General features: G+C 61.3%; 16 protein-coding genes. 12 read left to right on the top strand and 4 right to left on the bottom strand.

Annotated features, from left to right (window positions below; genetic code table 11):
• Window positions 1-58: 58 nt before the first annotated feature.
• The 4 genes from PspS34_RS12890 to PspS34_RS12875 form a co-directional block, all read right to left on the bottom strand.
• Window positions 59-3154, bottom strand: a complete 3096-nt coding sequence (locus tag PspS34_RS12890; protein ID WP_150813810.1) for an MdtB/MuxB family multidrug efflux RND transporter permease subunit — start codon at window positions 3152-3154, stop codon at window positions 59-61.
• Window positions 3151-4467, bottom strand: a complete 1317-nt coding sequence (locus tag PspS34_RS12885) for an MdtA/MuxA family multidrug efflux RND transporter periplasmic adaptor subunit (RefSeq protein ID WP_159389862.1) — start codon at window positions 4465-4467, stop codon at window positions 3151-3153. The genes PspS34_RS12890 and PspS34_RS12885 overlap by 4 nt, the downstream gene beginning before the upstream one ends.
• A 177-nt stretch (window positions 4468-4644) precedes the next feature.
• Window positions 4645-5145 (bottom strand): thiol peroxidase, encoded by a 501-nt coding sequence (tpx, locus tag PspS34_RS12880; protein WP_057714973.1) that lies wholly within the window; start codon window positions 5143-5145, stop codon window positions 4645-4647.
• Window positions 5146-5426: 281 nt separating this feature from the next.
• Entirely contained in the window at window positions 5427-5870 is a 444-nt protein-coding gene (locus PspS34_RS12875) for a polyketide cyclase (RefSeq protein ID WP_154860074.1), read from the bottom strand.
• A gap of 175 nt (window positions 5871-6045) precedes the next feature.
• Here PspS34_RS12875 and PspS34_RS12870 point away from each other — a divergent pair, with 175 nt between their 5' ends.
• The 12 genes from PspS34_RS12870 (at window position 6046) to PspS34_RS12815 (ending at window position 19003) form a co-directional block, all read left to right on the top strand.
• On the top strand, window positions 6046-6471 hold the full coding sequence (locus PspS34_RS12870; protein WP_057714975.1) for a YciI family protein: 426 nt from the start codon (window positions 6046-6048) through the stop codon (window positions 6469-6471).
• A gap of 364 nt (window positions 6472-6835) precedes the next feature.
• Complete coding sequence (locus PspS34_RS12865; protein WP_154860075.1) at window positions 6836-7627, top strand: hypothetical protein; 792 nt, start codon at window positions 6836-6838, stop codon at window positions 7625-7627.
• Between the two features lie 11 nt (window positions 7628-7638).
• Window positions 7639-9090: a DUF1254 domain-containing protein gene (locus PspS34_RS12860; protein WP_159389861.1), complete on the top strand. Its 1452-nt coding sequence runs from the start codon at window positions 7639-7641 to the stop codon at window positions 9088-9090.
• Window positions 9091-9117: 27 nt separating this feature from the next.
• A complete protein-coding gene (locus tag PspS34_RS12855) occupies window positions 9118-10521 on the top strand; it encodes a DUF1254 domain-containing protein (RefSeq protein ID WP_159389860.1) in 1404 nt (467 codons plus the stop codon).
• Window positions 10522-10533: 12 nt separating this feature from the next.
• Window positions 10534-11481, top strand: a complete 948-nt coding sequence (locus tag PspS34_RS12850; RefSeq protein WP_090455053.1) for a transporter — start codon at window positions 10534-10536, stop codon at window positions 11479-11481.
• 9 nt (window positions 11482-11490) lie between these two features.
• Entirely contained in the window at window positions 11491-12471 is a 981-nt protein-coding gene (locus PspS34_RS12845) for a MoxR family ATPase (RefSeq protein WP_159389859.1), read from the top strand.
• Window positions 12468-13403: a DUF58 domain-containing protein gene (locus PspS34_RS12840; RefSeq protein WP_159389858.1), complete on the top strand. Its 936-nt coding sequence runs from the start codon at window positions 12468-12470 to the stop codon at window positions 13401-13403. Before PspS34_RS12845 ends, PspS34_RS12840 begins: the two co-directional genes overlap by 4 nt.
• Window positions 13400-13999 carry a DUF4381 domain-containing protein gene (locus tag PspS34_RS12835; protein ID WP_159389857.1) on the top strand — a complete coding sequence of 200 codons (600 nt, stop codon included), beginning with the start codon at window positions 13400-13402 and terminating at the stop codon, window positions 13997-13999. The genes PspS34_RS12840 and PspS34_RS12835 overlap by 4 nt, the downstream gene beginning before the upstream one ends.
• Window positions 13986-14978 (top strand): VWA domain-containing protein, encoded by a 993-nt coding sequence (locus PspS34_RS12830; RefSeq protein WP_159389856.1) that lies wholly within the window; start codon window positions 13986-13988, stop codon window positions 14976-14978. Before PspS34_RS12835 ends, PspS34_RS12830 begins: the two co-directional genes overlap by 14 nt.
• Window position 14979: 1 nt before the next feature.
• Window positions 14980-16560 carry a VWA domain-containing protein gene (locus PspS34_RS12825; protein ID WP_159389855.1) on the top strand — a complete coding sequence of 527 codons (1581 nt, stop codon included), beginning with the start codon at window positions 14980-14982 and terminating at the stop codon, window positions 16558-16560.
• Window positions 16557-17978, top strand: coding sequence for a BatD family protein (locus PspS34_RS12820; protein ID WP_159389854.1), 1422 nt, complete (start codon window positions 16557-16559; stop codon window positions 17976-17978). The genes PspS34_RS12825 and PspS34_RS12820 overlap by 4 nt, the downstream gene beginning before the upstream one ends.
• Window positions 17975-19003, top strand: coding sequence for an HAD family hydrolase (locus PspS34_RS12815; protein ID WP_159389853.1), 1029 nt, complete (start codon window positions 17975-17977; stop codon window positions 19001-19003). Before PspS34_RS12820 ends, PspS34_RS12815 begins: the two co-directional genes overlap by 4 nt.
• The last annotated feature ends 8 nt before the right edge of the window (window positions 19004-19011 follow it).

The following is a 19011-nucleotide window of genomic DNA, read 5'->3' as shown; positions in this document are numbered from 1 at the left end:
CTGTCGACTGACCGGACGCCTTCGCGAGCAAGCCCGCTCCCACAGGTTCTGCGGGGCGTCATACCGTCGCCTCCTGAGCGTCGGACTTGCCAAAACGCCGACCGAGACGGTCGAAGTACAGATAGATCACAGGCGTAGTGAACAGCGTCAGAATCTGGCTCAGCAACAGGCCGCCGACCATCACCAGACCCAGCGGTTGGCGCAGTTCCGCGCCGGAACCGGTGGCCAGCATCAACGGCACGGCACCGAACAAAGCCGCCAGGGTGGTCATCAGGATCGGCCGGAAACGCAGCAATGCCGCCTGATAGATCGCCGTTTGCGGGTCCATGCCCTGGTTGCGCTCGGCGTCGAGGGCGAAGTCGATCATCATGATCGCGTTCTTCTTCACGATGCCGATCAACAGGATGATGCCGATGATCGCAATCATGCCCAGGTCGTTGCCGCTGAGGATCAACGCCAGCAAGGCGCCCACCGCCGCCGAAGGCAAGGTCGAAAGAATGGTGATCGGGTGGATGTAGCTCTCGTAGAGCACACCCAGCACGATATACATGGTCACCACCGCCGCCAGGATCAGCAGCAAGGTGCTCGACAACGAAGCCTGGAACGCCTGCGCCGCGCCCTGGAACTGGGTCTGCACGCCAATCGGCATGCCGATGTCCTTCTGCACCTGCTCGATGATCTCGACCGCATGCCCCAGCGCCACGCCGGGCGCGAGGTTGAAGGACATCATCACTGCCGGGAACTGGCCGATGTGGGTGATCGCCAGTTGCGCCTGACGCTCCTCGACATGCGCCAGGCTGGACAGGCGTACCTGACCGCCATCGGTGGTCTTGACGTGAATCTGCTCCAGCGCCTGCGGGCCGATCTTCTCCCCTGACTGCGATTGCAGCACCACGCGGTACTGACTGGCCTGGGTATAGATCGTGGAAATCTGCCGCTGACCAAAGGCGTCGTACAGCGCATCGGTGATGTTCGACACCGACACACCAACCCGCGACGCCGCATCGCGGTCAATCACCAGATAGACCTGCAAGCCCTTGTCCTGCAAATCGCTGGCGACGTCGGTCAATTCCGGCCGGTCGGCCAAAGCCTCGACCAGACGCCCGCTCCACAGGCTCAGCAGCTCCGAGTCCGGCGACGACATGCTGAACTGATACTGCGTGCGGCTGACCCGGTCTTCGATGGTCAGGTCCTGCACCGGCTGCATGAACAGGCGGATGCCGACCAGTTTGTCCAGTTCCGGTTGCAGGCGGGCAATCACTTGCATGGCGCTCAGGTCGCGGTCGTTGTGCGACTTGAGGTTGATCAGCAACCGGCCGCTGTTGAGGGTCGAGTTGTCGCCATCCACGCCAATGTAGGAGGACAGGCTCTCGACCGCCGGGTCGGCCAGGATGACCTTGGCCAGTTCCTGCTGGCGCTCGCTCATGGCGGCGAAGGAAATCGATTGCGGCGCTTCGGAAATGCCCTGGATGACGCCGGTGTCCTGCACCGGGAAGAAGCCCTTGGGCACCACCATGTACAGCAATACCGTCAGCGCCAAGGTGCCAATGGCCACCATCAAGGTCAGCGGCTGGTGCTTGAGCACCCACTGCAACTTGCGCCCGTAGGCGGCGATCATCCAGTCGATGAACGCACCGCTGGCACGGTAGAAGCGGCCCTGCTCTGCTTCCTTGGGTTCACGCTTGAGCAACCGCGCGCACATCATCGGCGTCAGGGTCAGGGAAACGACCAGGGAAATCAGGATCGCTACCGCCAAGGTGATGGCGAACTCGCGGAACAACCGCCCGACCACGTCCGCCATGAACAGCAGCGGAATCAGCACGGCGATCAGCGACAACGTCAAGGAGATCAGGGTGAAACCAATCTGCTTGGCGCCCTTGAGCGCCGCGTTCAGCGGGCTGTCGCCCTCCTCGATGAAACGCGAAATGTTCTCCAGCATGACGATCGCATCGTCCACCACGAAACCGGTGGCGATGGTCAGGGCCATCAGGGTCAGGTTATTGACCGAGAACCCAGCCAGGTACATCACGCCGAACGTACCGATCAGCGACAGCGGCACGGCCACCGACGGAATGATCGTGGCGCTGGCGCGACGCAGGAACAGGAAGGTGACCATGACCACCAGGGCGATGGCGATCAGCAATTCGTGCTGCACGTCCTTGACCGAGGCGCGGATGGTCTGGGTGCGGTCGGTCAGCACCACCACGTCGAGGCCGGCTGGCAGGTTGTCGGTGATGCTCGGCAGCAGGGCCTTGATCCGGTCCACCACCTCGATCACGTTGGCGCCGGGCTGACGCTGGATGTTCAGCAGCACGGCCTGGTTCTCGTTGGCCCACGCCGCGAGCCGCTCGTTCTCGGCGCCGTCGACGATCTCCGCCACGTCCTTGAGCCGCAACGGTGCGCCGTTGGCGTAGGCCAGGATCAGGTTGGCGTAGTCCTTGGGCGACGTCAGTTGATCGTTGGCATCGAGCATCGAGACCCGGGTCGGGCCGTCGAAGTTGCCTTTAGGCTGGTTGACGTTGGAGGCGCCGATCAGCGTGCGCACATCCGACAGGTTCAGGCCGTTGGCCGCCAAAGCCTCGGGATTGACCTTGATCCGCACGGCCTGGCGTTGACCACCGGCAATGCTGACCATGCCGACGCCGCTGATCTGGGCAATCTTCTGCGCCATGCGCGTATCGACCAGATCGTTGAGCTTGGGCAACAACATGGTCTTGGAAGTGATGGCCAGGGTCAGCACCGGCGTATCGGCCGGGTTGACCTTGTTGTACACCGGCGGTGCCGGCAGGTCCTTGGGCAACAGGTTGGTCGCGGCGTTGATCGCCGCCTGCACTTGCTGCTCGGCCACATCCATGTTGATGTCGAGGCTGAACCGCAGTGTCAGCACCGACGCGCCACCGGAACTGGTGGACGCCATTTGCGTCAAGCCGGGCATCTGCCCGAACTGCCGCTCAAGTGGCGCGGTCACCGCGCTGGTCATGACATCCGGACTGGCGCCGGGGTACAGGGTCATGACGCGAATGGTCGGGTAATCGACCTGGGGCAACGCCGACACCGGCAGCAACCGGTAGGCGATGACGCCGGCCAGGATAATCGCCAGCATGCTCAGCGTGGTGGCTACCGGGCGAAGGATGAACAGCCGCGAGAGATTCATGCGCCGCCCTTTTTCGCCTTGTCGGTGGTCGCAGGCTCAGCCGAGTTGACCGCAGACTTGCCTTGCAGGTGTTCGGTTGGCGTGGTCGGCACGTCCTGGCTGTCGTTGACCACCTCCACATCGCTGCCGTCTTTCAGGCGGTCAGTGCCTTCCAATACGACCCGATCGCCCGCCGACAGTCCTTCGGTGACCACAGTGTTCAGGCCGTCACTGGCGCCGACTTTCAACTGACGGATCTTGACCTTCTTGTCACCGTCCAGGACATAGGCGAACGTGCCGTTGGTGCCGAACTGGATCGCGGCGGAAGGCGCCAGTACCACGTTTTTGAGGGTGTCGGCCAACAGGCGCACATTGACGAACTGGTTGGGGAACAGCGACTGATCGCGGTTCTCGTAACGGGCCTTGAATTTCAGGGTGCCGGTGGTGACGTCGATCTGGTTGTCCAGGCTCTGCAGCACGCCCGTGGCTTGCAGTTTGGTATCACCGCGGTCCCAGGCTTCAGCCGGCAGTTTGGCGCCGCTGCGATAACGGGCCAGCACGGTGTCGAGGCTGTTTTCCGGCAGGGTGAAGGCCACGCTGATCGGTTGGGTCTGGGTGATGATCGCCAATGCGGTGGTGTCATTGGCCGCTACCAGGTTACCGACGTCCAGTTGACGCAGGCCGACGCGACCGGTGATCGGGGCGCGGATCCTGGTGAATTCGAGGTTGAGCCTGGCGTCGTTGACCGCCGCCTGATTGGTCTTGACCGTGCCCTGGAACTGACCGACCAGCGCTTCGGCGGTGTCCAGGGTCTGCTTGGCAATACTGTCTTCGCGGTACAGGCCGCGATAGCGCTCGACATCGACCTGGGCGTTTTTCAGCTGCGCCTGATTCTGCAGCAAGGTGCCCTCAGCCTGAAGCAAGGCATTCTGGTAAGGGCGCGGGTCGATTTCGACGAGCATGTCGCCGGCCTTGACCATCTGCCCTTCTTCGAAATAGATCTTGACCAACTCACCGCCAACGCGACTGCGGACATTGATGGTGTTGAGCGCCGTGACCGTGCCCAACGCCTTGAAGTACAGCGGGAAATCACCCTTGACTGCCGGAGCCACTCGCACCGGCACCGGCCCGGACGCGCCACCGAATCCCGGGCGCATCCCGCCCGACCTGCCGGCATGCCCAGCGACGGCTTTCTGCCCCGCAGCCTCTTTGGGTGCAGCGTTGCCGGGCCAGAATTTCCAGCACAGGCCAGCGATGACCAACAGGACAAGCAGGCCGAACAGCCAGCGACGAGGACTACGGGAAGCGGAGGATTGCATTGAGTGATCAACCATTGGGCGCGTGGGCTTTTTTACATGAGGCTGAACGATAAGCACTGGCGGGTTTTAAGCAAAGCGCCTTTACCGGCAATTTACCTTCGGCTTACGTAACAGGAGAATTATCCAAGACACTGAAACACAAATGAAAACGGCCTGGACAGGGCCAGGCCGTTAAACATTGTAAAGCCCGGCTTATTTCAGAACAGCAAGTGCCGCGTCATAGTTCGGCTCGTCAGCGATTTCGCCAACCAGTTCGCTGTGCAGCACGTTGTCGTTTTCGTCCAGAACCACGACGGCACGAGCGGTCAAGCCTTTGAGCGGGCCGTCGGCGATGGCCACGCCGTAGTTCTGGATGAACTCGGCACCACGCAGGGTCGACAGGTTCTGTACGTTTTCCAGGCCTTCGGCGCCGCAGAAACGGGCCTGGGCGAACGGCAGGTCAGCGGAGATGCACAGCACGACAGTGTTGTCGACGCTGCTGGCCTTGGCGTTGAACTGGCGCACGGAGGTGGCGCAGGTCGGGGTATCAACGCTTGGGAAGATGTTCAGCACTTTGCGCTTGCCGGCAAAGTCCTTCAGGGTGACGTCGGACAGATTGCCGGCAACCAGGGAAAAGGCTGGCGCCTTGGAACCGGCTTGTGGCAGTTGGCCGTTGACTTGAACCGGGTTGCCTTTGAGAGTGACTTGAGCCATGAACGGAGTCCTTCTGAACGTTGTGGTGGAGAATTTTGACGAGGCCGAAGTTAACCACGAAATTGTCCGACGACCTATGGTCAAACATAAATTGTCATGTATCAGAGCACAAAATTGGATACACGTGCCCTCCCATACACCACAAGACCCTGTGGGAGCGGCGGTGCGGCGATCCGACTTGCTCGCGAATACGGCAGCACATTCAGCATCGCCGGGACTGACAGATCGCTTTCGCGAGCAAGTCGGATCGCCGCACCGCCGCTCCCACAGGGACAGCGGTGTTATTTGAGCAACCGCAACATATTGCGGTGGCGCGCCTCGAAAATCCGTCGCATATAGCCATTGACCAGCAACCACTCCACCGGCGCGCCGCCAATCGCCGAATACGTCACCCGGTCGGTGTATAGCGTACCGCCCTCTCCCGCTGCGACCCGATGTTCATGACGAAAGGCGCGCATCGGCCCGTTGAGCATTTCGTCGATGAAATACCACTCACCGACCTCACGGATCACCACCGTCCAGTTCGACGGAAGAACATTGAACATCCAGTGCCTGAAACGAAACTGTCGACCGGCCTCGATGTGCAGGTTATTCAGGTCGATATCGCCCAGCGGTGTGATGCGTTCGGGGAAGATTTTCGGGAAGTTCACGCCTTCGAGGCAGAAGTCGAGGACTTGCCCAGGCGAGCGGTTGGGGATGAGGGTCGTGAGTTCCAGGACAGGCATGAGCAGTGGCAATGCATTGGCCGAGGGACCCGCAGGCTACCATCACACCAAAGCCCCATGCATCCCCTTGGGGTATCACTAAAATCTGTTGCAGTTTTTTGTTAGAGGGTTGTCGATTCAGACGCTGATCATTCGACTATCAAGTAACTCACTTACCCCCCAATGGAGAAAAGCCATGCGATTCATGATCATCATCAAGGCCAGCCAGGATTCCGAAGCCGGCGTGATGCCCAGCCAGGAACTGCTGACCGCCATGGGTAACTACAACGAAGAACTGGTCAAGGCCGGCATCATGCTCGCGGGCGAAGGCCTGCACCCGAGCAGTAAAGGCGCTCGTATAAAGTTTTCAGGTGACAAACGCACGGTGATCGACGGCCCCTTCATCGAAACCAAGGAACTGATTGCCGGTTTCTGGTTGTGGAAAGTGAAGTCCAAAGAAGAAGCCATCGAATGGGTCAAGCGCTGCCCCAACCCGATGCCGGGCACCGAGGCCGAGATCGAGATTCGCCAGGTGTTTGAAGCGGAAGATTTTGGTGCAGAGTTCACACCGGAACTGCGCGAGCAGGAACAGCGGGTTTGGGAACAGGCGAAGAAGAACTGAGGTTGACTGAACCGGCTGTTGCTTCAGTTTCCTGTGGGAGCGAGCCTGTTCGCGAAGAGGTCGTCATATCCAACGCTTATATTGACTGACAGGCCGCCTTCGCGAGCAGGCTCGCTCCTGCATCGGCTAGATAGTTACTTAACTTGTTTGGGCAAACGCTTGATCCGTATTAACTTTTTAGTACACGAAATTCACGAGAAACCGCCCACAAAACGAAAGAATTAATCCTTCCTACTGGTTAACCCGCAGTTAACTGCTAAGTTCATCTGACGAGTCCTACAGGCTTGATCGGAAAGGGATTACGCAGTTACGGCCAGGTTCAGGGGCCATCTGCCCAATCAGCCACCAGGGAACGGGGGGATTAATGTCTAAGAATTTGCGGAAGTACGCCTTTGTATGGGTGACTTCACTCGCACCTGCTTTTTGTGCTCACGCGGATAACGCCGAGACCGCCAACAAAAGCAACAACCCGCTGAACCTGGCACCCGGTATAAACCTGCAGGATTACTACACACCCAAGCTGTTCGATACCAACGCTCACACCAATGATGCGCTGCTGCGCGGCGCCCTTCCGATGGCAGCCAATGACGTCATAGGCGTCCCGCAGTTGCTGCGCGTCACGCTTCCCGTCAGCACCCGACCCGATCCGCACAACGGCTACAGCACCGGCATCGGCGACCTGAACGTATTCGACATTTTCCTGCTCAAGACCGAAGGCGTGCAGCTGGGCATCGGCCCGCAAATCACTGCGCCGACCGCCGAGCAGGATGAACTGGGAACCGGCAAATGGCAGGCCGGCCTGTCCGCCATCGCCATCGACTCCTCGCCGCGCGGACTCCTCGGCGCACTGGTGCAATACCAGAGTTCGTTCGCCGGTGATCACGACCGCCCTCACGTGGAATCTGCGACCTTCCAGCCGTTCATCATCCACAACCTGGAAAAGGGCTGGTACCTGCGTTCCACCGGCACCTGGACATTCGATCTGAAGAACGACACGCACTACATCCCCATCGGTTTGGGTGGCGGCAAAGCGTGGAAATCCGGCAGCAATATCATTAACGCCTTTGTTGAACCGCAATGGACCGTGGATCACAAAGGCAAAGGTCTGCCGCAGTTCACGCTGTACGCAGGGATCAACGTGACCTTCGGCAAATAAGGATTCTCTCTATGCACGGTGCCATTCGCGCAGCCGGTTTCAGCCTGATGACCATGTTCGTCAGTTGCGGGGTCGGTGCCCAGGACCTGGACACCCGTATCGGCAAAATCGCCATGGAGGGCGAACTGCCGACCCATGAATCCATTGCCAGACTGTATGTCGAACTGGATTTCCAGCAAGCGACTCAGAGTTACCTCTGGGCGTTGCCGCTGGTGTCTTACGCGCAATGGCAGGAAGAGTTCCGCGACAAGTTGGGCGCCCGCAGCGGCGACCTGATGGTGCTCAACAGTTACGAAGACAAGCTCGGCGTGATCACCGCCAATGCCACCACGCCATACATCCTCGGCTTCGTCGACCTCAACGAAACCGGGCCGCTGGTGATCGAACTGCCACCCGGCCCGACTGCGGGCGGTATTGGTGATTTCTGGCAACGGGCGATCATCGACATGGGCCAGACCGGTCCGGACAAAGGCAAGGGCGGCAAGTACCTGGTACTGCCACCGGGTGCCGAGCCGCCGGCCGATGCCGGTAAATATTACCTGGCCAAGTCGGAAACCATGAACGTGCTGGCAGGTTTCCGTGTGCTCGACCCGGACCTGGCCAAAGGCAAGGCACTGGTCGAGCAATTCAAGATGTACCCATACGCCAAAGGCGCCGAGCCGACCAAGACCAAACTGCTCTCCCCTGCAGGCAAAGCCTGGTCCGGCACCCAGCCGCGGGGCCTCGCATACTGGGAACGCTTGCACCAGATCATCCAGAAAGAACCGGTCAACGAGCGCGACCGTTTCTACATGGCCATGCTCGCCAGCCTTGGGATCGAGAAGGACAAGCCGTTCAATCCCACCGAAGCCCAGCGCAATGCCCTGGAACAAGGCGCGCAGGTCGGTGAGCTGATCGCCAAGGCCAATACTTTCGCCAAGCGTTTCCCCGGCGCCCAGTACTGGCCGGACCGGCAGTGGGACACCGTGCTGAACATCGCCGAGCCATCACAGCGCGTCGCCTACTATGACCAGCTGTGGGAACGTAGCGCCTGGTTTTACGAGGCAGTGACCAACACCAAAGGCATGGTTTCGAAAACCCCGGGGCTGGGCCAGACCTATCTCGGTGCCTATACAGACGCCAAGGGCAACTGGCTCGACGGCGGCAAGAGCTATCGGCTGCACGTCGGCGCCAACCCGCCGGCCAAGCAGTTCTGGTCGATGACCGTGTACGACATCGCCAGCCGCTGCCTGATCGACAACCCGCAGCGCAAGGCCGATTTGTCGTCCCGTCAAGATCTGAAAAAGAACGCCGATGGCTCGGTGGACCTGTACTTCGGTCCGACCGCGCCACAGGGTTTCGAGAGCAATTGGGTGCAAACCCTGCCGGGCAAACACTGGTTCAGCTACTTCCGCCTGTATGCCCCGACCGAAGCCTATTTCGACAAGAGCTGGAAACTCGACGACATCACGACCGTTGAATGACGCCCGGACATTCACCAAGGAAGTACGATGAATAACCGCAATTTGCTGCTGACCGGCCTGACCCTTGCCCTGAGTACCAGTGCCTGGGCCGACTTCACAGCCACCCCGGAAGAAGCCCGGGGCATCGCCAGGGAAGCCTATCTGTACGGCTTCCCGGTGGTAGAGATGTACAAGACGCTCTATACCCAGGCCGTGGACAGGAAGAGCCCGAACTTCAAGGCGCCGTTCAACCAGATCGGCAACACGGCCAAGGCTTTCACCGCCAGGGACACCGCGTTCGTCACGCCGAATGCCGACACGCCCTACTCCTTCGTCTGGATGGATTTGCGCGCCGAGCCGGTGGTACTGACCCTGCCGGCCATCGAAGAACACCGCTACTACTCTGTACAGCTGATTGATGCCTACACGCAGAACTTTGCGTACCTGGGCACCCGCAGTACCGGCAACAACGGTGGCCACTTCATGGTCGTCGGGCCGAACTGGCAGGGCCAGCAACCGCTGAACATCGACCGTTTGCTACGCAGTGAAAGCAACATTGCCTATGCGCTGTATCGCACCCAGCTATTCGATGAAAAGGATTTGGCCAAGGTCAGGCAGATCCAGAAGGGCTACAAGGTTGAAAGCCTGAGCCATTACGATAAACGCAAAGCCCCGCCTGCCGCGCCGAAGATCGACTGGCCAAAACCCACGCCGACCATGAGCGAAACCCCGGACCTGTTCCGTTACCTGAACTTCATGCTGTCGTTCGCTCCGGCCCAGGATGTCGAGAAGGACCTGCTTGCGCGCTTCGCCAAAATCGGTGTCGAAGCCGGCAAGCCGTTCAAGCTGACCGACCTCAGCGCCGAGCAACGCAAAGCGCTGGAGGACGGCATCAGCGATGCCAAGGCTGAGTTTGCCGAGTTCAAGAAGACCAAAGTCGATACCCACGAGGTCAGCAGCGACGACCTGTTCGGCACCCGCGATCACCTCAAGGGTAATTATCTGTACCGCTACGCTGGCGCCAACATGGGGATCTTCGGCAACTCCGCCGAAGAGGCCAACTACATCGGTTATTTCGTCGACAAGGACGGCAAGCCGGTCGATGCGTCGAAAACCGACTACACCCTGCACTTCGACAAGGGCGCCCTGCCCCCGGCCGATGCGTTCTGGTCGCTGACCATGTACGACGGCAAGAACAAATTGCTGGTGGCCAACCCGCTCAATCGCTACCTGATCAACTCGCGCATGCTGCCCGACCTCAAGCTCGATGCCGATGGCGGCCTGACCCTGTACGTGCAGCACAAGGCACCGGCCAAAGACCTGCAAAGCAACTGGCTACCAGCCCCGGGTGGTCCGTTCTACGGGATTTTGCGTTTGTATCTACCAAAACCGGAAGTCACCAACGGCCAATGGCACATGCCGTTGCTGACTCCTGTCACCCCAAAACAATAAACGGAGTCAGGCATGTTCAGGCCTCTCGTAGTGCGCCCCTTGTTGGCGCTGTGCATGGTCAGCGGTAGTCCATTGGTACTGGCGGCCGAGGGTGGTGTTGGTCGCCCCATCACCGGGCAGCAAGTGTTTTCCAACGCAGGGATCGTGCCCCCGGAGCCGGGTTGGGTCATGTCCCTGACCAGCATCTGGTACGACGGCGAACTCAAGGGCAGCGCTCAAGTGCCGATCGTGGGTGCCATCAGTACCGGGCTGGACATGAAGGTTTCCTACACCATGGCCAACTTCACCCATGTCTGGGACACCGGCAAAGGTCCCTGGAACTATGCCTCGGCCATAGGCGTGCCAGTGCAGTACACCGACATCACCGCCAACGTGACCGGCCCCCGTGGCCGTACCCTGGGCACCTCGGACACCGGCACCCAGTTCGCCGACATGCTGGTGACCCCGATCGCGGCCGGTTACCACTTCGACGAACTCAACCACATCTCGCTCTCGCTGCCGATCTACGTGCCGACAGGCGCCTACAACGTCGATCGCCTGGCCAACCCCGGGCAGAACAATTACACCTTCATGCCTACCGTGGCGTTCACCCACCTGGATGGCAAGGGCGGCGAATTCACCCTGTCGAGCGGCCTGGAGTTCTACACCGAGAACGACGCCACGGATTATCGCAACGGCAACATTTTCACCCTCGATGCACTGTGGACCCATGGATTCGGCAACGGCTGGAACGCCGGCATGGTGGCAGGCTATATCCAGCAGGTCACCGATGACTCCGGATCCGGCGCAACCAGTGGCTTTCGCGGGCGCTCCGTGGGCGCGGGCCCAACAGTGGGCTGGACCGGCAAGTTCGCCGACGCCCAGGCCAATATCAGTGCTCGCTGGGTCCCGGAGTTCGATACCAAGAACCGGCCTGAAGGCAATGGTTTCAGCGTCAACATGACCCTGGCGTTTTTCTAGGAGACCCCCATGACCGCACTCAACGACCTCAATGCCCTGCAAGCCAGCATCGCCGAAGCTGTGCTCGGCCAGGATCAGGTCATTCGACAAATCCTTGTGGGCCTGCTGGCCAACGGTCATCTGCTGCTGGAAAGCCTGCCCGGCCTGGCCAAGACCCGTACGGTGAAAGCATTGGCCAAGCACCTGGACGCGAAGATGAGCCGCATTCAGTTCACCCCGGATTTGCTGCCGTCGGACATCACCGGCGCCGAGGTGCTGCATCAGGTCGAAGGCAAGAACGAAATCCGCTTCCAGCCCGGCCCGCTGTTCGGCAACCTGATTCTCGCCGACGAAATCAACCGTGCGCCGGCCAAGGTCCAGGCGGCGTTGCTCGAAGCCATGGAAGAACGCCAGATCACCGTGGCCGGCAACAGCCATGCGCTGCCGGAACTGTTCATTGTGGTAGCGACTCAGAACCCGATCGAACAGGAAGGCACGTACCCGCTGCCGGAAGCGCAGATGGACCGCTTCCTGATGAAAGTGTTGCTCGATTACCCGAGCGCGGAAAACGAAAGCCAGGTGCTGCGTCTGCTGCGCGAAGAAGAACAGGCCCTCGGCGCCAGGACCGCTGCGGTGCAGGAATTCTCGTTGTCTCAGGACGTGGTGTTCGCCGCGCGCCGAGAAGTCAGTGCCGTGCACGTCTCCCCGGCCATCGACCGTTACCTGATCGACCTGATCAACGCCACTCGCCACCCTGTCGATTACGACGCCGACCTCGGGCGCTGGATCAGCATCGGCGCCAGCCCTCGCGGCGGCATCGGTCTGGACCGCTGCGCCCGGGCGGACGCCTGGTTGCAGGGCCAGGATTTCGTTTCTCCGGACAACGTCCGCGCCGTGGTGCACCCGGTGCTGCGCCATCGTCTGCAACTGAGCTACGACGCGGTGGCCGATGGTGTGAGCGCCGATCAGGTGCTCGACCGTCTGCTCGATAAAGTGGCGATTCCTGCGTGAACATTGATGGCCTGGTGTATGTCTCTCTGGCGCAGTTGATGGCCCTGGAGTTCAAGGCCCGTGACCTGAGCTTTCTGGCGCGTCAGCCCCAGGGCAGCATCCTGGCCGGCAACCACGCTTCACGCTTGCGTGGCCGGGGCTTGAACTTCGATGAGCTGCGTCGATACCAGCCCGGCGATGACCTGCGCCACCTCGATTGGCGCGCATCCCTGCGCACCGGCAAACCGGTGGTACGGACATTCACCGAAGAGCGCGACCGCCCGGCGCTGATCCTCGTCGACCAGCGCATGTCGATGTTCTTTGGTTCGCAACGCAGCTTCAAATCCGCGGTCGCCGCCGAGCTCGGGGCCCTGGCGGCGTGGATGGTGTTCAACGCCGGCGACCGCGTCGGTGGACTGGTCTTCAACGATCAACGCATCGACAGCATCGCCCCTCTGCGCAGCCGCAAACGGATCGAAGCGCTGTGCAGCCGCATCACCCAGCAGAACCAGGCGCTCAATGCCGCCAACCCGGACGCCGAGGGCGAAGACCAGCTCGACAAGGTCCTGCAGCATTGCCTGGCCGTGGCCGGTCACGATCACCTGATCTGCATCGTCAGCGACTTCGCCGGGGCCGGCGAACGCACCTTGCAACTGATGCGGCAACTGGCGGCGCACAACGATGTAATTGCCATGCAGGTGTATGACCCGCTGGCGCTTAACCTGCCGAAAAACGGCCGCGTGCTGGTCACCCAAGGGCAATTGCAGGTGGAGCTGGCGGTGGATCGGCAACAGGTGCACCAACCCCTCGGAGACTTTCTCAGCGGGCGGCTCAAGGACGTCGCGACTTTGCTGCGCCGCAGCCAGGTGCCACTGATGATGTTCAGCACCGCAACAGAAGCCCACGAACAACTGCGCGCCGAACTGGGCAAGCTTACCGGAGGGCGCCGATGAACCCCGCTATCCCGAGCATCGACCAACTCAAGGAAATGGCGCTGCCGGCGCCGGTCAGTTATGCACCGCAAACCTGGGGGTGGTGGGCGTTGCTGGCGTTGTTGATCGTTACGCTGGTGGTGACCGGCGCGCGGCGCTATTGGCAATGGCGGCGCGATCGCTATCGGCGCGAGGCGTTGGTGCGGCTGGAGGAATTGCAGCAGCGCAGCAATGACCTGAATGCGTTGCGCGAGCTTCCTGAGTTGCTCAAGCGCGTGGCCCTCTCGATGCCCTCCGCAAAACCTGTGGGAGCGGGCTTGCTCGCGAAGAGGGCCTTAAACGCAACATCCATGTCGACTGACCGGACGCATTCGCGAGCAAGTCGAATCGTCGCACCGCCGCTCCCACAGGGCTCTCCAGCGGCGTTGGGGAAAGAGGACTGGCAGGTATTTTTGCAGCGGCACAGTAAACAGCCGCTACCCGTCGACTTCAGCCAACAACTGTCGCTGCTGGCCTACGCCCCCGACGCAACATTGCGGGCCATGCCCAATGAACAGCGCCAACAGCTGTTCAGCACCTGCAAAACCTGGGTGGAGCGTCATCATGTGGCAGCTTGATTACCCCTGGCTGCTGATCCTGCTGCCGCTGCCGTGGTTCGGCTATCGCTACCTGTCCGACTACCGCGAAGCGCGCAGCGCCGTGCGTGTACCGTTTTTCGGGGCGATGAGCCGCGCCGTCGGCCAGGCACCGAGCCAGGCCGGCACCCGCAGCAACGGCTGGCAATTGCTCCTGAATCTGCTGGTCTGGGCACTGCTGCTGGTGGCGGCGAGTCGGCCGGTGTTGGTGGAAAAGCCCATCGAGCGCCAGCAGCCGGTGCGGGACCTGATGCTGGCCATCGACATTTCCCAGTCGATGGAAACCACCGATTTCACCGACGCCAACGGCCAGAAAATCAATCGCCTGGCCGCAGTCAAGGAAGTGGTGCACGGGTTCATCGACAAACGTAAAGACGATCGAATCGGACTGATCGTGTTCGGCACTGGTGCCTATCCACAGGCACCGCTGACCCTGGACCACGCCAGCCTGTCGCTACTTCTGGACGACACCGGCATCGGCATGGCCGGCCCCAACACCGCCATCGGCGACGCCATCGGCCTGAGCCTGAAACTGCTGGCCCAGGCCCACGAGCAGGAAAAAGTGCTGATCCTGCTCACTGACGGCAATGACACCAGCAGCGCCATCACCCCGGATCACGCGGCCGCCATGGCCGCGGCCAAAGGCGTGGTGATTCACACCATCGGTATCGGCGACCCGACTGCCGAGGGCGAAGCCAGGGTCAACCTGCAAGGTTTGCAGGACATTGCCCAAGCCACGGGCGGGCGTTTCTTCCGCGCCGAAGACCGCAATGCCCTGGATCAGGTCTACAGCACCCTGGACAAACTCACCCCGCATCAGGTGAAAACCCTCAGCCACCAGCCCAAACGCGATCTGTTCTGGTGGCCGCTGGGCGCTGCCATTGCCCTGCTGGCGCTTTATCACCTGGGCGCCCTGCTGCTTCCACGGCTGATGCTCGCCCGTCAACGGCAGGAAGCCTGACATGGACATCAACCTCAGCGACTTCCATTTCCTGCGCCCACTGTGGCTGTTGCTCGCGGTGTTCGGCGCATTGCTGCCATTGCTGTGGCGGCGCAACCAGGACCTGCAACGGCGCTTGCGCAGCAACATCGCCGCGCACCTGCTGCCGCATCTGCTGATCACCCCGCAGGACCGGCAACGCCTGCGTCCCGTGCACCTGGTATGTGCGCTGCTGGTACTGGGCGCCATCGCCGCCGCCGGGCCGACCTGGGAACAGGATCGGCCGGACTTTCTGGAAAACCGTGCGCCGCTGATCATTGCCATCGACCTGTCGCCCTCCATGGACGCCAGCGACGTTCCACCCAGTCGCCTGGAAGCGGTCAAGCACAAGCTCCACGACTTGATCCAGCGTCGCGCCGGTTCGCGCAATGCCTTGATTGCCTACGCCGGCAGCGCGCATCTGGTGTTGCCCGCCACCGACGACCCGGCGCTGCTCGATACGTTCATTCAGGCCCTGAGCACCGACCTGATCAGCAAACCGGGGAAAAATGTCAGCGCGGTCATCGATCAGGCCAAGCGCCTGCTCGCCGCCGAGAAAACGCCCGGCACCCTGCTGTTGATCACCGATGGCGCCGACATCTCGGCACTGGCCGGGCTGGACAAGCAACTGGCAGACAGTGCGCTGCAAGTGCTGATATTGGCGGCCGGCAGCAGCGACGGCGGGATCATCCGCGATGCCAGCGGCCAGCCACGCACCGACAGCGACGGTCGCCCGCAACTCGGCAGCTTCGATCAGGACGCCCTCAAGCAGCTTGCCTCAACGCTGGACGCCCCGCTGGGCAGCCTGACCCTCAACGATGACGATCTGGACTGGATCGAACTGCACGCCGAGCAGCACTTCCAGGCAGCCAGTGACGAGCAGCGCGAATTGCACTGGAAAGACGCCGGTTACTGGCTGTGCTGGCCGCTGTTGTTGCTCGCCTTCTTCAGCGTACGCAAGGGCTGGAGCCTGAACTGGATGGCTGGATTCCTGCTGGTCGTGAGCCTGGGCCTGCAACCGGCGCCGGCACAGGCCAACGCGCTGACCGATGCCTTTTTCACCCGCGACCAGCAAGGTCGCTGGGCCTTCGAACATGAGCACTACCCTCAGGCGGCGGCACTGTTTGTCGATCCGTACTGGAAAGGCGTGGCCGCCTACAACGCCGCCGATTTCGACCTGGCACTGGCCAGCTTCGCGCGACTCGATACTGCGCAGGCGTATTTCTACCTGGGCAACATCTACGTGCGCCGCTTCAAGTTCGATCAGGCCATCGCGTCCTATACCCAGGCGCTGAAATTGCAACCGCAGTTCCCGGAAGCCACGGCCAACCTGGCCCTGGCCATTGCCTTGCAGAAAGACACCGAAAGCGCCGAGAAAAACACGCCAGAGGTCAAACCCGACGAAATCAAGATGGACAAGGCGCCGGGTAAAGGCCAAAGCAAAAAGGTGGAGACCCAGCAAGCGGCCTCGGATGAGCAATGGTTGCAGAACCTCACCACATCGCCGGCGAAATTCCTCAAGCAGAAATTCAGCTTGCAGGATCAGGCGGGGGTCAAGCCATGAGCGTTATTCGACAAGACCGCGTCGCGGCATTCGCGAGCAAGCCCGCTCCCACAGGGGGCTTGTGGTGTCCTTGTGGGAGCGGGCTTGCCCGCGAAAGGGGCCGACCACTCACCACAAAACTCGGCGCCCTGCTCATCGGCCTGATCAGCCTCAACACATTCGCCGCCGACCCTCAGTTGAAAGTCCAGGCCAGCCTGCAACCCGCCGACCCCGTCATGGTCGGCAGCCTGGTCAAGTTGCAACTCGATGTCTTCACCGACTCCTGGTTCACCAGCGCCCCCACCCTGCCCGACCTGAAACTGCCCGGCGCATTGGTGATGCCACCGGACGGCCATGCCCAGCACATCAACCAGACCTTCGACGGCCAATCCTTCAGCGGCATGCGCTACAGCTACCTGATCACCCCGAGCCTGGCCCAGGGCTACGACATTCCGGCGCTGACGGTACAAGCCACACCGGGTCAGGCAAGCCACGAACTCAGCGCCCAAAGCCAGCCTTTGCACTTCAACGCCGCGCAACCACCGGGGTTCCAGCCCGGTGAGGCGGTGCTGGTGGCTCAAGGGCTGCGGTTTACCCAGAAGACCGCCTATTCGGCCACGCCGCTGAAGGTCGGCGACAGCATCACCCGGGAACTGACCTTGCAGGCCGACGGTGCCCTGGCCATGTCACTGCCGACACCGGCGCAGGATGTCATCAAGGGCCTGAACCGTTACCCGAAAGCACCGCAAATCCGCAATCTGGATGACGGTCGCGGCAACTTCAATGGCGGCCAGCGCATCGACAGCGTGACTTATCGAATCGACACCGAAGGCCACTACAGCCTGCCATCCGTCGAAATCAAATGGTGGGATGCCAGCAGCCAGCAAACCCGCACGGCCACGGTGCCTGCCGTTACCTTCGACGCGGTGGCCAACAGCGCCTACAAGCCGGTGTTTTCCATCACCGAAGACCTGAAAAAACTCGGCCAGCAGAATCGCCTGCACCTTTCCGGGCACTGGTTCGGACTATTGACACTGGTGTTGGCGGTGGTGGCACTCGGCTGGTTCAGTCGCCCGCTCGTACACCGCACGCACCTCAAGTGGCAAGCCCGACGCCGCGCCCGACATGCCGCCTGGCTGGAGTCCGCCGACTACGCGTGGCGGCAGATCCCGCCGCAGATCGAAGGCAAACCGGTGCAACTCAGCGCCCTGTACCTGTGGACCCGACGCAGCCGCCGGGGCCTGAAACTGACCGGCCTCGGCCCACGCCTGCAAACCTTCCTGCGCGCCTGTTATGGCCGCGAACCGGACAAAGACCAGGCGCTGCGCCAAATCGGGGAGTCCTTGTCTACGCTGCATAGTCAGTCCGGACGCAACAGAGAAACAGTCGTCTCTGCTCTTCATCCGCTCAACCCCGTTCACGAGAAGGACTTGCCATGACGAACTCGACATCGCTACGCCATCATCGCGCATTCAGTTTCCTGCTGACCTTGGCCTTGAGCCTGCCGCTGCTGGTGCAGGCAGCCGAGCCACTGCCCTCCTGGAACGACGGTCCGTCGAAAAAGCAGATCATCGAGTTCGTGCAGACGGTCACCGATCAAAACAGCAAGGACTTCGTCAAACCCGAGGACCGCATTGCCGTGTTCGACAACGACGGCACCTTGTGGAGCGAGCAACCGATGTACTTCGAGTTGCTGTTCGCCCTGGAAGAAGTCAAACGCACCGCGCCGCAGCACCCGGAATGGAAAACCACCCAGCCGTTCCAGGACGTATTGGAAAACGATCACAAGGCACTGGCCGCCACCGGCATGGAGGGCCTGCTGAAGATCTTCGGTGCGACCCACACCGGCATGACCACCGAAGCGTTCGATGACTATGCCAAGACCTGGCTGAGTCAAGCCAGGCATCCGAAAACCGGCAAGCCGTACACCGAAATGATCTTCCAGCCGATGCTGGAGATGCTCGACTACCTGCGCGGCAAAGACTTCAAGACCTACATCGTCTCCGGTGGCGACACCGGGTTCATGAGAGCCTTCGCCGAGAAGGTCTATGGGGTACCGCCCGAGCAGGTTATCGGCACGACCTTCGTTACCAGCTTTGAATACAAGGATGGCAAGGCGTCGATCCTGCGCACGCCGAAACTGGCCCACAACGACGATGGCCCGGGCAAACCGGAAAGCATCGACGCGGTGATCGGTCGTCGGCCAATCCTCGCCTTCGGCAATTCCGACGGCGACCTGCAAATGCTCCAGTGGACCGCCGCCGGTCCCGGCAAACGTTTCATGGGCCTGGTGCATCACACCGACGCCAAACGCGAATGGGCATACGACCGGCAGTCGCAGATCGGTCGTCTGGACAAGGCCCTGGACGAAGCAAACAAGCGTGGCTGGACGGTCGTCGACATGGCGTCCGAATGGCGTCGTATCTACCCGTTCGATGCCGCCACTTCCGAGCAAGTGCAATAAAAAGACGT

It is taken from the genome of Pseudomonas sp. S34 (genome assembly GCF_009866745.1).
In the GTDB taxonomy this organism is placed as follows: domain Bacteria; phylum Pseudomonadota; class Gammaproteobacteria; order Pseudomonadales; family Pseudomonadaceae; genus Aquipseudomonas; species Aquipseudomonas jessenii.
Note: the sequence above shows the minus strand (reverse complement) of the source record. Positions and strands in the feature narration are given on the sequence as shown.

Excerpts from the sequence above, each read along its gene's own strand:
- PspS34_RS12890 (WP_150813810.1), bottom strand. The coding sequence starts at position 3,154 with ATGAATCTCTCGCGGCTGTTCATCCTTCGCCCGGTAGCCACCACGCTG.
- PspS34_RS12885 (WP_159389862.1), bottom strand. The coding sequence starts at position 4,467 with ATGGTTGATCACTCAATGCAATCCTCCGCTTCCCGTAGTCCTCGTCGC.
- tpx (WP_057714973.1), bottom strand. The coding sequence starts at position 5,145 with ATGGCTCAAGTCACTCTCAAAGGCAACCCGGTTCAAGTCAACGGCCAA.
- PspS34_RS12875 (WP_154860074.1), bottom strand. The coding sequence starts at position 5,870 with ATGCCTGTCCTGGAACTCACGACCCTCATCCCCAACCGCTCGCCTGGG.
- PspS34_RS12870 (WP_057714975.1), top strand. The coding sequence starts at position 6,046 with ATGCGATTCATGATCATCATCAAGGCCAGCCAGGATTCCGAAGCCGGC.
- PspS34_RS12865 (WP_154860075.1), top strand. The coding sequence starts at position 6,836 with ATGTCTAAGAATTTGCGGAAGTACGCCTTTGTATGGGTGACTTCACTC.
- PspS34_RS12860 (WP_159389861.1), top strand. The coding sequence starts at position 7,639 with ATGCACGGTGCCATTCGCGCAGCCGGTTTCAGCCTGATGACCATGTTC.
- PspS34_RS12855 (WP_159389860.1), top strand. The coding sequence starts at position 9,118 with ATGAATAACCGCAATTTGCTGCTGACCGGCCTGACCCTTGCCCTGAGT.
- PspS34_RS12850 (WP_090455053.1), top strand. The coding sequence starts at position 10,534 with ATGTTCAGGCCTCTCGTAGTGCGCCCCTTGTTGGCGCTGTGCATGGTC.
- PspS34_RS12845 (WP_159389859.1), top strand. The coding sequence starts at position 11,491 with ATGACCGCACTCAACGACCTCAATGCCCTGCAAGCCAGCATCGCCGAA.
- PspS34_RS12835 (WP_159389857.1), top strand. The coding sequence starts at position 13,400 with ATGAACCCCGCTATCCCGAGCATCGACCAACTCAAGGAAATGGCGCTG.
- PspS34_RS12830 (WP_159389856.1), top strand. The coding sequence starts at position 13,986 with ATGTGGCAGCTTGATTACCCCTGGCTGCTGATCCTGCTGCCGCTGCCG.
- PspS34_RS12825 (WP_159389855.1), top strand. The coding sequence starts at position 14,980 with ATGGACATCAACCTCAGCGACTTCCATTTCCTGCGCCCACTGTGGCTG.
- PspS34_RS12820 (WP_159389854.1), top strand. The coding sequence starts at position 16,557 with ATGAGCGTTATTCGACAAGACCGCGTCGCGGCATTCGCGAGCAAGCCC.
- PspS34_RS12815 (WP_159389853.1), top strand. The coding sequence starts at position 17,975 with ATGACGAACTCGACATCGCTACGCCATCATCGCGCATTCAGTTTCCTG.